Source organism: Poriferisphaera corsica, from assembly GCF_007747445.1.
GTDB classification, from domain to species: domain Bacteria; phylum Planctomycetota; class Phycisphaerae; order Phycisphaerales; family Phycisphaeraceae; genus Poriferisphaera; species Poriferisphaera corsica.
The window spans coordinates 1644352-1656186 of record NZ_CP036425.1 but is presented as its reverse complement, the minus strand read 5'-3'; the positions used below and the strand labels follow the sequence as shown (position 1 = coordinate 1656186).

The following is an 11835-nucleotide window of genomic DNA, read 5'->3' as shown; positions in this document are numbered from 1 at the left end:
GAAGCTTATGACTGCGGGTAAAATTCGCATCAGAATGGAAGCTTATGATCACCAGGCTCTCGACGCTTCGGCTCGTGAGATCGTTGATCACGCCAAGCGCACCCAAGCCAAGGTAGCGGGCCCAGTTCCACTGCCAACACGCATCGAGCGTTACACGGTTCTTCGTTCACCACATATTGACAAGAAATCCCGTGAACAGTTCGAGATTCGCACACATAAGCGAATCATTGACATCAAGGAACCCAATGCTCGCACAGTTGAAGCATTGAATCGCTTGGTGGTACCGGCTGGTGTGTTCGTGAAGATCAAAGCTTAGATAACAGTAACGTAAACTCAATCAATCAGGGCCGGGTCCGCTGCTTGCAAGACCGCCAGTAGTACGGCTCCCTGGGAGGTTAAAAAAAATGGCTAACGCTATTCTTGGCCGCAAAATTGGAATGACTCGCTTGTACGATGATGATGGGAATAATGTTCCTGTTACGATCATCGAGGCGGGTCCTTGTTTTGTGAGTCAGATCAAGACTGAGGAAGCTGACGGGTATAATGCGGTGCAGATCGCATTTGAAGACGTCAAGGGCCGCAACACGACAATGCCTTTGATCGGGCATGATGCTAAAGCAGGTGTTGGACCTAAACGCTTTCACAAGGAATTCAAAGTCGAATCAGTAGACGGTGTCGAACTCGGCCAAAAAGTCTCTGTAGAAGATTTTGAAGCAATCAAGTTCGTCGACGTGATCGGCACAAGCAAAGGCAAAGGCCATGCTGGTGTCATGAAGAAGTATGCTTTTAAAGGGCAGGAAGCTTCACACGGCGTCGAGCGTAAGCACCGTTCACCGGGTTCCGTTTCAGGTCGCGCAAGTGACTTGGGTGGTGGTCGCCCGAAGAAGGGTATCCGCATGGCTGGGCGTATGGGCGGCGAACGTGTGACGCTGCGTAGTGCTCAGATCATCGGCATCGATAAAGAGAAGAATCTTTTGTTGGTGAAGGGTCCAGTACCCGGTGCTAACAAAGGTTTAGTTTACATCAGGGAGGCCACACGGCTCTGGAAGCGTAAGGCGAGAATCGCCAAGGCGTAGTGTGTCGGTGACTCATCCTGCCCTGTGTTTGGGCAGGTGAATCAGAACCCCGAAACTGCAACGCCGCCACAACTTGGTCCTTAAGTAGAACCGAGTCGCGAAGACTGAACATCCACCATGTATCAGGTCTTTATGGCGGCGAACAAAACGCATCCCTTATTACGGGACCGTAGGTGAAGAATATGATTCAGATCCCAGTACATAATATTTCAGGCGAACAAGTCGGGAGCGTCGACATCGACGAAGCAATTCTCGGCGGCGAAGTTCGCGACGTCCTGCTCAAGCAGGCCTACGTACGCTACCATGCGAACCGACGTCTTGGTATTGCTCGCACAAAGAACCGTGCGGACACGGCATACTCAACCCGCAAGCTATATAAGCAAAAGGGTACAGGTAACGCCCGTCGCGGTTCGGCTGGCACGAACATCATGCGTCATGGTGGCCAAGCCTTTGCGAAGCGTCCGAAGTCATGGCGTCAGAAGATGCCGACAAAGATGCGCCGGTTAGCAAACCGCAACGCGATTCTAGCGAAAGCGGTTGACAGCGAAATCAAGCTGGTCGAAGGACTCAACTTCGACAAACCTTCCACAAGCCAGTTCAATTCACTTCTGGCTGCTCTAAAGATCAACCGCACATGTCTGGTTGCTCTCGCAGACACCCGCTCAAACGAAGCGCGGTCTGCAAAAAACCTCGAAAATGTAGATACCATTCAGGTCGACCATCTCAATGTGTTTGACCTGCTTAATCACCGCTATCTTCTGGCTGACAAAGATGCCTTTGAAGCGTTTATCGCTAAGGTTTCAGCTCAGGCAAAAGCAAATGAGGAGGCTGCGTAAATGAAACTCGACGCAACCCAAGTCATCAAGCGGCCGCTGATTACAGAGAAGACAGCATGGGAAGCTGAAGCCCGTAACCGCTACTCGTTTGAAGTAGCGATGAAAGCTGACAAGACAGACATTAAGTCTGCAGTGAAAGCGATCTACGGCGTTGAAGTTGAAAAGGTGTCGACTCAGATCCGCAAAGGCAAGTACTTCCGTACTCGCTTCGGCCCTGCGAAAACGTCTACCTGGAAAAAAGCGACTGTTGAGCTCAAGGCTGAGCAAACAATCGAATTGTTCTGATTTGTAGAACGCTAATCACTGATTAGCCCAAAATAGTAAAGGAAACGCCACAATGGCGATTCGCATCTACAAACCAACGACTAACGGGCGCCGCAATGCGTCGGTCAACCTCTACTCAGAGGTGACTAAGAACAAGCCCGAAAAGTCTCTGCTCCGCGCTAAGAAGAAGCACGGCGGTCGTAACCATCATGGTAAGATCACTGTTCAATCTCGTGGCGGCGGCAATAAGCAGCGTTACCGTGTCATTGACTTCCTCCGCAATAAGATGGATGTCGAGGCAACGGTCATCGGGATCGAATACGACCCGAACCGTTCATCAAACATTGCTCTTCTTGAGTATGCAGACGGCGAGAAGCGATACATCATCGCTCCGGCGAACCTGACCGACGGCGACACGATTGTGTCAACCAAGGGTAAGGCTGAGCCAGAAGCAGGTAACTGCATGCCTCTGAAGTCGATTCCAGCAGGTTTGAATGTTCACTGCATCGAAATGCTTCCAGGCAAGGGCGCACAGCTCTGCCGCTCGGCTGGTACTTATGCTCGCTTGACCAATAAGGAAGGGAAATGGGCAACGCTCGTCTTCCCATCTGGTGAAGTACGTCAGGTATCGCTTGAGTGCCGAGCAACGATTGGTTCGGTCGGCAACTCCGATCACAACCGCGTTGTCCTGGGTAAAGCGGGTCGCGCACGAAACATGGGCAGACGTCCACATGTTCGTGGTGCGGCAAAGAACCACCACGATCACCCAATGGGCGGTGGTGATGGTCGTAGTAAAGGTAATCGTCCACCGGCGTCAAAAACTGGTGTTCAATCAAAAGGTGGCGGCACCCGTAAGCGTGGTAAAGCCTCTAACAAACGTATCATCCGTCGTCGCGTATCGAAGCGCTATGGCCAGCTGAGGTTGAAATAATAGATGGCACGTTCACTGAAAAAAGGACCTTACATCAACGAAAAAGTTTTTCGTAAGGTCGAGAAGTTGAATGAAGCGGGCAGTCACTCCCCAATTAAGACTTGGGCACGTGCTTGCACCATCATCCCCGAATTCGTCGGTCATACCTTTGAGGTACACAACGGCAAGATATTCGTTCGCATCTTCGTAACAGAAGATATGGTCGGACATCGGTTGGGCGAATTCGCTCCGACGCGTGCTTTTAGACAGCACACGACTGGTACGAAGGCACAGCGAGCACGCGGCCTTTAGTTAGTAATCGAAGCCTGAATATAAGCAGGAAAAATTACGATGGCTTATACAAATGTACATCGCGGTGCACGCATCAGCCCGAGCAAAGCTCGGTTGGTGACGGACATGATCAGCGGCAAGTCAGTGGATGAAGCACTGTCGATGCTGGCGACGTCCAAGAAACGCGCAGCCGTGTTTGTGAAAAATGCTCTGAATGCCGCGATCGCAAATGCAGATCAGGCAGAGGTCAATATCCGGAATTTGCAGGTGACAGAAGCACGTGTAGATGAAGGGCCGACGATGAAGCGTTTCCAACCGAAGGACCGTGGCCGTGCTCACCCGATTATGAAGCGTTCAAGCCACATCACCGTTGCGGTAAGCGAAGCATAAGGAAATAACATGGGACAGAAAGTACATCCATTCGGGTTCCGCGTCGGTATTACGGAAGCTCACAAGAGTCGCTGGTATGCACCAAAGGCGCTATACGGCGAGTTGCTGGTCGAAGACCAGAAAATCCGTGAGTTCTGTGATAAGCGATTGAATCGTCGTCCTCCGTTCGCAGCGGTGAGTGACATTCATATCGAGCGTACCCGCGAAGAATTGAAAGTCATCGTTCGCACGGCACGTCCGGGTCTTGTGATTGGTCCTAAGGGTTCAGAGATTGACGCTCTGACTCAGGAACTTCAGAAGCTAACTGGCCGTAACGTAGTGATCAACTGTATTGAGATTGGTAATCCTGATCTTGAAGCTCAGTTGGTTGCAGAATCTTTGGCAGAGCAGCTGAAGAAGCGTGCAAGCTTCCGCCGCATCATGAAGATGAAGGCAGACGCATGTATGACAGCTGGTGCGAAGGGCGTGAAGATTCAGCTTTCAGGCCGCCTTGGTGGTCATGAGATGAGTCGCCGGGAAGATATCCGCCTTGGTGCGGTTCCACTGGCAACGCTTCAAGCAAACATTGATTACGGTTTCGCTGAAGCACTCACGACGTACGGCATTCTTGGTGTCAAAGTATGGATCTACAAGGGTCTGTATGAAGAGATCAAAGAAGGTGAAATTCAGTCGAAGGCAGCAGGTGCACGTCCTCGTGCCCGTGGTCGTCGCTAAATTCAATATTAAAAACGTTTTTCACGGCGAGTTTCGTCGTGTTTGGGAAGCAATACCATGCCTCTTATGCCCAAACGAGTTAGATTCCGCAAGCAACAACGTGGTAAAAACCGCGGCGTTGCGACCCGTGGCAACTATGTTGCGTACGGAGATTTCGGTCTGCAGGTCACTGAAGGTGGCTGGCTGACAGCACGCCAGATTGAAGCTGGTCGTATTGCAGCCCGTCAGTATGTGAGCCGCGAAGGCAAATTGTTTGTCCGCGTGTTCCCAGACAAGCCTATCAGTAAGAAGCCACTGGAAACCCGTATGGGTAAAGGTAAGGCTGAGCCCGAATACTGGGTGGCATGCATCAAGCCTGGTCAGGTGATTTACGAACTGACCGGTGTGCCAAAAGACTTGGCACGTAGCGCGTTCATGCGTGTTGCGTACAAGATGCCATTCCGTTGCCGCTTCGTTGAGCGTCGTCACGCGTAAGGAAGAATTAATCCGTGAAAGCGGAATTGGATAAAGACCATGAAGAAGAGCGAAGTTCACAAAATGAGCGATGCAGAGATGACCGAAGAGGTTGCTCGTCTTCGCAAGCAACTGTTTGAACTCAAGTGTCAGGCAGTGACTGAGAAGATTGAGAACCCCCGTCAGCTCGGCAACATCAAACGCGATATCGCACGTATCTTGACAGAGCAGCGCCAGCGCCAGCTGCAGGAGAGCAAATAATGACTGATGCAACTGAAAACAAAAGGCGTTTGACCGGTACTAAGATCGGTACTGTCGTGAGCGACCAGCGTGACAAGACTCGTACCGTTGCGATCGACTACCAGTCGCAGCACAAAAAGTACGGCAAGTTCCTTGCACGTACAGCGAAGTTCCATGTGCACGACCCTGAGAATGCCTCAAAGAATGGCGATCGCGTTGAGATCGCATCCTGCAGGCCAATCAGCAAGACGAAGTCTTGGAGACTCGTCCGCGTGGTCGAAGCAGCTCGTAACGAAAACTAATCACAGCTGACAGTTTGTGTACGGCGGCAAGGCCGCTTGAAGGATAACAGCAATGATTCAGCAAGAATCCAGAGTAGATGTAGCAGATAACACGGGTGCAAAGATTGCATATGTAATCCGCGTACTCGGTACAAGTACTGCTCGCGGAAGAAGCACTCGCCCATCCGCAGGCGTTGGTGACAAAGTGGTTTGCTCTGTTAAGAAGTCCCTGCCCGGCAGTGACATGAAGACAGGCACCATCGTCAAAGGTGTTGTCGTCCGCACAAATTACCCTGTTCGTCGTAAAGACGGTTCTTATGTTCGGTTTGATCGTAACGCGATCGTACTGATCAACGACGACGGCAACCCACGCGGCACACGTATCTTTGGTGCAGTCGCCCGTGAATTGCGTGAACAGAATTACATGAAGATCGTTTCGCTCGCTTCTGAGGTTGTGTAAGCAAGCTCAGCACGAAACAGCCAGATAGATTTAAAAGGTAAAGTCATGGCAAGACACGTAAGAAAAGGCGACGAAGTGAAGGTCAACGCTGGTAGTGACAAAGGAAAGATCGCTAAGATCCTCCGCGTCATTCCTGAGCAAGATCGCGTTATCGTTGAAGGTGTTAATGTTCGCAAGAAGCACCTGAAGCCAACGCAAACCAACCCACAAGGCGGCACTATCGAAAAGGAAATGCCAATACACATTTCCAACGTACAGCCAGTCGACGGGAACAAAAAAGCGACCCGCGTACGCTTCGTAAAGAAAGATGACGGTTCGAAGATCCGTGTTGCAGCGTCAACCGGTGAACAGATCGGACCTGAGCTTAAAAAAGCAAAGAAGTAAATTAATTTCGCATCCAGGTAGCGGTACTTGACCCCTGCCAAGCAAGGATAAAACAATGAAACCCAGGCTTAAAGTACAATACAACGACGAGATCAAAGCCAAGATCGCTGAAACATTCGGCGTGAAGAATATCATGGCTCTGCCTCGTTTAGAAAAGATCGTCCTGAGTGTCGGTCTTGGTAAGCAGCTTGAAGGCACGAAGATTAAGCCAGCTGCTCGTGAACAGGTCATCAAAACGCTCGCTATGGTTACAGGTCAGGCACCTGTAATGAAGAAGGCGAAGAAATCCGTTTCTAACTTTAAGCTTCGTGCTGGTTATGAAGTCGGTGCCATGGTGACACTTCGCGGTGACCGTATGTGGGAGTTCTTGGATCGTTTGATCAATCTTTCGATTCCACGAATTAAGGACTTCCGTGGCCTTAGCGACAAAAGCTTTGATGGTCGCGGCAATTACAACTTCGGAATCCAAGAACAAGCGATTTTCCCAGAAGTTGATATGGCGAATGCATCGTTCACGCACGGTATGAACATCACGATGGTCTTTAAAAACTCAACTGATGATCAATCCCGTGAAGTATTGAAGCAGCTTGGCATGCCCTTTGCTAAGAAAGAGAAGCGTAACTAAGGAATAAGAAAATCGTTCGGTGAAAGCCGAAGATTGGAGAGATAAATGTCCTCGAAATCGACTTATACTCGCAATGCCCGCGTGCAAAAAACCATTGATAAGTATGCTGAAATCCGTAAGAAGATGAAGGAAGAAGGCGACTACGTTGGTTTGACACGTCTGCCCCGCGACGCCAGCCCGACTCGTCAGGTAAATATGTGTGCGTTGACAGGCCGAACCAAGGGCTATTATCGCAAGTTTAAGATTTCCCGTAACATGCTTCGCAAGCTTGCATTAGAAGGCAAGATTCCCGGCATGCGTAAGGCTTCCTGGTAAACCGAACACCATCGTCAGTCCCCGGTTCGGACATAAACGAACCACTGACCAGCGAATTTCTGGAGAACGTAGATGTCTCTGAGCGACCCTATCGCTGATATGCTCACCCGAATCCGCAACGCGGCTCGGTCGAATAAGAAGAACGTTGATATCCGCAACAGCAAAGTCTGTAGTGGTATAGCTGGCGTCCTTAAAGAGGAAGGCTATGTCAATGACTTTAATGTCATTGAAGATGGCCGCCAAGGTATTCTTCGACTCGACCTGCGCTACGGCCCTAATGGCGAACAAGTGATCCACAGTATGACTCGTGAATCCAAGCCTGGCCGTCGTGTGTACAAGAAGGTGAGTGATCTCCCACGTCCTCTCGCAGGCCTCGGTATCTGTATCGTTTCCACCCCTAAGGGTGTGATGTCAGACCGTAAAGCACGCACTGAGAACGTCGGTGGCGAACTGATTTGTATTGTTGAGTAGTGCGAGTCACTATTCAGTCGTAATCTCTGCATGGGATGCAGACTTTAAAGGAATAAGTAATGTCAAGAATCGGCAAAAAAGCAGTCCCGATCACAGACGGCGCTAATGTGAAGCTCAACGGCAATGACATTGTCGTTAGCAAGGGTAATGCAACCCTGACATACGCACACCGTGCTGAAGTGACTGTTAAAGTTGACGAAGAAGCAAAAGAAGTCGTTGTGGAACGCATCGATGACTCTCGAGCTGCGAAGTCAATGCACGGCACAACCCGCACACTGATCGCTAACATGATCGAAGGTGTGACTAAGGGTTACAAAAAAGAATTGCAGATCGTTGGTGTCGGTTGGTCGGCACAGGTGAAGGGGCAAGAAGTGCACCTGAACTTGGGTTATGCTGACACACGAATCGTGCCTATCCCAATGGGTGTGACTGTTGAAGTTAAACAGCAGCAGCACATTGCGATTACTGGTGCGGACAAGCAGAAAGTTGGCGAATGTGCCGCGGCTTGTCGTTCCCACCGTAAGCCTGAACCATATAACGGTAAGGGCGTTCGCTACCTCAACGAAGTTGTCACGCGTAAGCAAGGCAAAGCATTCGGTAGCTAAACCAGAATATCAACCATCAACCAGTAAGGCGCACCTGACGCCTGAAGATGAGAGTAAGAGATGGAAAAGAATAAACTTAAAACATTGCGTCGCACCCGCCGAAAGATCGGCATCCGCAAGCGTGTCATCGGCACGGCGGATCACCCACGCCTCAGCATCTTCCGTTCAGCGAAGCACACATATGCTCAGATCGTTGATGACCTTGCGGGTAAGACACTTGTGTCTACCAGCTCGATCGCAGCGAAGGCCAGCAATGGTGGCAACGTTGAAGCGGCAAAGCTAATCGGCAAGGATATTGCTGAAAAAGCCAAGGCTGCGGGCATTGAAAAAGTTCAGTTTGATCGAAACGGCTTCCGTTATCACGGTCGCGTCAAGGCTCTTGCCGACGCTGCTCGTGAAGCTGGGCTGAAGTTCTAATACCAAAGGCTGATAGGAAAGAACATGGCGGAAGTATTAGCAGAAACACAAGCCCTGGAATCAACCACCCTGGGCATTTATAGAACCGCGACTGTCGTTAAAGGCGGACGTCGTTTCTCCTTCGCAGCATTGGTTGTTGTCGGTGACCGTAACGGTTCCGTCGGCATCGGCTATGGCAAAGCCCCAGGCGTGCCAGCTGCAATCGAAAAGGCACAAAAAGACGCTAAAAAGAACATGAAGAAGGTGATCCTTAAAGCAGGTACCCTTCCTCACCCAGTTCAGGGCAAATTCGGCGCTTCAAGCGTACGTTTGATCCCTGCTGCACCTGGTACCGGTGTTATTGCCGGTGCGACAGTTCGTGCGGTATTGGAAATGGCTGGTGTTGTTGACTGTTTGACGAAGTCTTACGGTTCAAACAATCACAAGAACCTTTCTAAGGCTGTTCTTGAAGGTTTGCTCGCACTACGTCTTCGTACAGATGTTGAAGCACTTCGCGGTGTGAAACTCGAGAAGACTGCTGTTGACGAGATTCTCGATGCTTCGAAGAAGTACATGTCAGAAGCAACTGACACGGCTGGAGCAACCGAGAAGGCGAAAGCACCTGTTAACACTGTTGGGCAGAAGAAGCCCGGTGGTAAAAAGGGTGGCCGTCGTCCACGTCGCAACGAGCAAGAAGCTCCAAAGGCAGAAGCCCCGGCAGCAGCAGCTCCTAAGGCTGACGCACCTGCGGAAGAAACCAAGAGCGAATAATTCGATTGAACAAGATTAATTAGCTTTATCGGAGCGAGGCTCTGAAAGCAGGAGTGATAAATCACCATGATGATCCACGAGATTACAGCAAAGGTTGGCGCACACAAAAAGCGCAAGCGAGTCGGCCGCGGTCCTGGGTCCGGAACTGGCAAGACTGCCGGTCGCGGGCATAAGGGTGCCGGGTCACGTTCAGGGTACTCCAATAATGGTGCCCACGAAGGCGGTCAAATGCCGCTGTTTAGACGTGTCGCTAAGCGTGGGTTTACGAATGCAAACTTCCGTAAACACTTCTCAATCGTGAATACGAAAGCTCTCGAAGCTCGTTTTGACGATGGTGCAGAAGTCAATCCAGACATGCTGGTCAAGGTTGGCCTGATCCGCAGCACGAAGCTGCCGGTGAAGATCCTTGGTCAGGGTGACATTGCGAAGAAGCTGAACGTAACGGCTGCGAAATTCTCCAAGTCTGCTTCGGAGAAAATCGAGAAAGCTGGCGGTTCGGTCACAGTTGCTGAGTAAATCAGCAGCAGCCCCGTCTACAATCCACGGCAAACACAATCCCACAATTACACATGAATCGCTCAAATTCGTTAAACTATGAGCAGGTCTAAAGATGAAAGTGACAGGAGGGCCTAAACTCCCTCCTTTCCCATTTACATAGGCCTAAAGAGGGTTGTACGGGAGAGGGATAGAATTTCCGGAATTCCAAGAGACGACGCATCAGGATTGAAAAGCACATGCTGCAAGCATTCTTCAACATATTTCGAATCCGCGAACTCAGAGTCAAGCTACTATTTACGCTTGCGATGCTCGCGATTTATCGCATCGGCTTCTTCATCACACTCCCGGGCGTCAACCAGATCGCTCTGAAGGAATGGGCTGAAAAGGCAGAAGGCGGAGCGGTGGGCAACTTGATTGCCTATGTGGGTATTTTCACCGGTGGTAACCTAGCACAATCAACGATTTTTGGTCTGGGGATCATGCCATACATCTCAGCTGCGATTATTTTCCAGCTGCTGGGTACGGTTTGGGAACCACTGAAGGCACTTCAGAAGGAAGGGCCTGCGGGACGTCAAAAGATTCAAGAATATACTCGGTACGCGACGGTTGCGTTGTGTCTGGTACAGTCAGTTTTCTGGCTGAAATTCTTACAGTCTGGTGCATCACCACTGGTTTATCCAGAGTATGTTGGTGGCTTACTGTTCTGGGTCACAGGCGTTGTCTGTCTGACCGCGGGTACGGTATTCCTGATGTGGTTGGGGGAGCAGATTGATAAGTACGGCATCGGTAACGGTATTTCGCTGATTATTACGGCGGGTATTATTGCAGGCATGCCAGCAGCAATCGGTACGATTTATGATGGTTTCTCGCTGAACGCGGGTGATGCTCAATATGGCCCGATGACGGTTGTGTTCCTAGTGGCTGCGTTTATCGCGGTTGTCGCTGGTGCGATCATTATCACACAGGGTCAGCGCCGCATCCCGATCCAGCAGGCGAAACACACTCGCGGTCGCCGCGTGTATGGTGGTCAGAAGTCATACTTGCCATTGCGAGTGAACCACGGCGGCGTGATGCCGATCATCTTTGCTCAGTCACTGATGATCTTCCCGTCAATGCTGGTTGGTTTGCTCAATAACACGGTTGGTAACGACAGCCCGGTATGGTGGGCGTATGTTGTTCGGATTCTGAATGAAAACTTTGCCAACCTTCAGGGCTACCTGTATGTGCTGGCATTCGTGGGTATGATCTTCTTCTTCGCTTACTTCTGGACCACGGTTCAGTTCCAGCCGAAGGAAATGGCTAATCAGCTAAGAGATCATGGCTCATTTATCCCGGGCCGTCGTCCGGGACCACGTACGGCTGAATATTTGGAAACAGTCATGGAGCGCATCACATATGTCGGTGCTGGCTTCTTGGCAGTGATCGCGATTATCCCAACCATTGTGGCGGGTTTAATGAACGTCGATTTCCGGGTATCACAGTTCCTCGGTGGTACGGGTCTATTGATTGTTGTTTCCGTGATGCTGGACTTCGTGCAGCGGATCGAGGCTCAATTACTGATGCGTAACTATCCTGGCTTCCTCGCTCAAGGCGATGGCAAGGGACCGAAAATACGCGGAGCTAGGCATTAAGGCGGTTTAAATCGCTGTAAGCCCCTGCCCTGCAAAGAAGTACATCGAAAACTCAGCCCCAACACGCAAACACGGCACTCATCCCCCCCGGAATAGTTCTCTCGGTAAGCCGAGAGAACTAGATCGCTGAAAATAAGGCGGACTAGACAGTTCCTGAAGACTCATGGGCTATTAGACAATCGTTCATTCGTAAGCAAGCTTGACTTGTCAAGGATGTACAGCCG

The 11835-nt window shown here is 50.6% G+C and carries 20 protein-coding genes and 1 pseudogene; all 21 read left to right on the top strand.

The window, feature by feature from the left end; all coding sequences use genetic code 11:
• Positions 1 to 7 precede the first annotated feature (7 nt).
• The 21 genes and pseudogenes from rpsJ to secY all read left to right on the top strand — a co-directional run bounded on the left by rpsJ (position 8) and on the right by secY (position 11611).
• Positions 8 to 316, top strand: coding sequence for a 30S ribosomal protein S10 (gene rpsJ / locus KS4_RS06730; protein WP_145076367.1), 309 nt, complete (start codon positions 8 to 10; stop codon positions 314 to 316).
• Between the two features lie 88 nt (positions 317 to 404).
• On the top strand, positions 405 to 1076 hold the full coding sequence (rplC, locus tag KS4_RS06725; protein ID WP_145076365.1) for a 50S ribosomal protein L3: 672 nt from the start codon (positions 405 to 407) through the stop codon (positions 1074 to 1076).
• Between the two features lie 182 nt (positions 1077 to 1258).
• Positions 1259 to 1912: a 50S ribosomal protein L4 gene (gene rplD, locus KS4_RS06720; protein WP_145076363.1), complete on the top strand. Its 654-nt coding sequence runs from the start codon at positions 1259 to 1261 to the stop codon at positions 1910 to 1912.
• Complete coding sequence (gene rplW / locus KS4_RS06715) at positions 1913 to 2197, top strand: 50S ribosomal protein L23 (RefSeq protein ID WP_145076362.1); 285 nt, start codon at positions 1913 to 1915, stop codon at positions 2195 to 2197.
• 52 nt (positions 2198 to 2249) lie between these two features.
• A complete protein-coding gene (gene rplB, locus KS4_RS06710) occupies positions 2250 to 3107 on the top strand; it encodes a 50S ribosomal protein L2 (protein ID WP_145076360.1) in 858 nt (285 codons plus the stop codon).
• 3 nt (positions 3108 to 3110) lie between these two features.
• Positions 3111 to 3398 (top strand): 30S ribosomal protein S19, encoded by a 288-nt coding sequence (gene rpsS, locus KS4_RS06705; RefSeq protein ID WP_145076358.1) that lies wholly within the window; start codon positions 3111 to 3113, stop codon positions 3396 to 3398.
• 39 nt (positions 3399 to 3437) lie between these two features.
• Entirely contained in the window at positions 3438 to 3767 is a 330-nt protein-coding gene (rplV, locus tag KS4_RS06700) for a 50S ribosomal protein L22 (protein WP_145076356.1), read from the top strand.
• Positions 3768 to 3776: 9 nt separating this feature from the next.
• Positions 3777 to 4481: a 30S ribosomal protein S3 gene (gene rpsC / locus KS4_RS06695; RefSeq protein WP_145076354.1), complete on the top strand. Its 705-nt coding sequence runs from the start codon at positions 3777 to 3779 to the stop codon at positions 4479 to 4481.
• 57 nt (positions 4482 to 4538) lie between these two features.
• The gene (gene rplP / locus KS4_RS06690; RefSeq protein WP_145076352.1) at positions 4539 to 4955 is read left to right on the top strand and encodes a 50S ribosomal protein L16; all 417 of its coding nucleotides are present in this window, start codon (positions 4539 to 4541) and stop codon (positions 4953 to 4955) included.
• A gap of 39 nt (positions 4956 to 4994) precedes the next feature.
• Complete coding sequence (gene rpmC / locus KS4_RS06685) at positions 4995 to 5195, top strand: 50S ribosomal protein L29 (protein WP_145076350.1); 201 nt, start codon at positions 4995 to 4997, stop codon at positions 5193 to 5195.
• A complete protein-coding gene (rpsQ, locus tag KS4_RS06680; protein WP_145076348.1) occupies positions 5195 to 5476 on the top strand; it encodes a 30S ribosomal protein S17 in 282 nt (93 codons plus the stop codon). Before rpmC ends, rpsQ begins: the two co-directional genes overlap by 1 nt.
• Positions 5477 to 5528: 52 nt before the next feature.
• On the top strand, positions 5529 to 5915 hold the full coding sequence (gene rplN, locus KS4_RS06675) for a 50S ribosomal protein L14 (protein WP_145076346.1): 387 nt from the start codon (positions 5529 to 5531) through the stop codon (positions 5913 to 5915).
• Between the two features lie 45 nt (positions 5916 to 5960).
• Complete coding sequence (gene rplX, locus KS4_RS06670; protein ID WP_145076344.1) at positions 5961 to 6299, top strand: 50S ribosomal protein L24; 339 nt, start codon at positions 5961 to 5963, stop codon at positions 6297 to 6299.
• A gap of 55 nt (positions 6300 to 6354) precedes the next feature.
• Complete coding sequence (rplE, locus tag KS4_RS06665) at positions 6355 to 6924, top strand: 50S ribosomal protein L5 (protein WP_145076342.1); 570 nt, start codon at positions 6355 to 6357, stop codon at positions 6922 to 6924.
• Between the two features lie 45 nt (positions 6925 to 6969).
• Complete coding sequence (gene rpsN / locus KS4_RS06660; RefSeq protein WP_145076340.1) at positions 6970 to 7239, top strand: 30S ribosomal protein S14; 270 nt, start codon at positions 6970 to 6972, stop codon at positions 7237 to 7239.
• A 72-nt stretch (positions 7240 to 7311) separates the two neighbouring features.
• A complete protein-coding gene (rpsH, locus tag KS4_RS06655) occupies positions 7312 to 7710 on the top strand; it encodes a 30S ribosomal protein S8 (protein WP_145076338.1) in 399 nt (132 codons plus the stop codon).
• A 59-nt stretch (positions 7711 to 7769) separates the two neighbouring features.
• A complete protein-coding gene (gene rplF / locus KS4_RS06650) occupies positions 7770 to 8315 on the top strand; it encodes a 50S ribosomal protein L6 (RefSeq protein ID WP_145076336.1) in 546 nt (181 codons plus the stop codon).
• Positions 8316 to 8375: 60 nt separating this feature from the next.
• Complete coding sequence (gene rplR / locus KS4_RS06645) at positions 8376 to 8732, top strand: 50S ribosomal protein L18 (protein WP_145076334.1); 357 nt, start codon at positions 8376 to 8378, stop codon at positions 8730 to 8732.
• 24 nt (positions 8733 to 8756) lie between these two features.
• Positions 8757 to 9245 (top strand): annotated as a pseudogene (gene rpsE, locus KS4_RS06640) (30S ribosomal protein S5); the annotation flags it as partial.
• Positions 9246 to 9548: 303 nt separating this feature from the next.
• Entirely contained in the window at positions 9549 to 9998 is a 450-nt protein-coding gene (rplO, locus tag KS4_RS06635; protein WP_145076330.1) for a 50S ribosomal protein L15, read from the top strand.
• A gap of 218 nt (positions 9999 to 10216) precedes the next feature.
• Positions 10217 to 11611: a preprotein translocase subunit SecY gene (secY, locus tag KS4_RS06630; RefSeq protein ID WP_145076328.1), complete on the top strand. Its 1395-nt coding sequence runs from the start codon at positions 10217 to 10219 to the stop codon at positions 11609 to 11611.
• Positions 11612 to 11835: the final 224 nt, after the last annotated feature.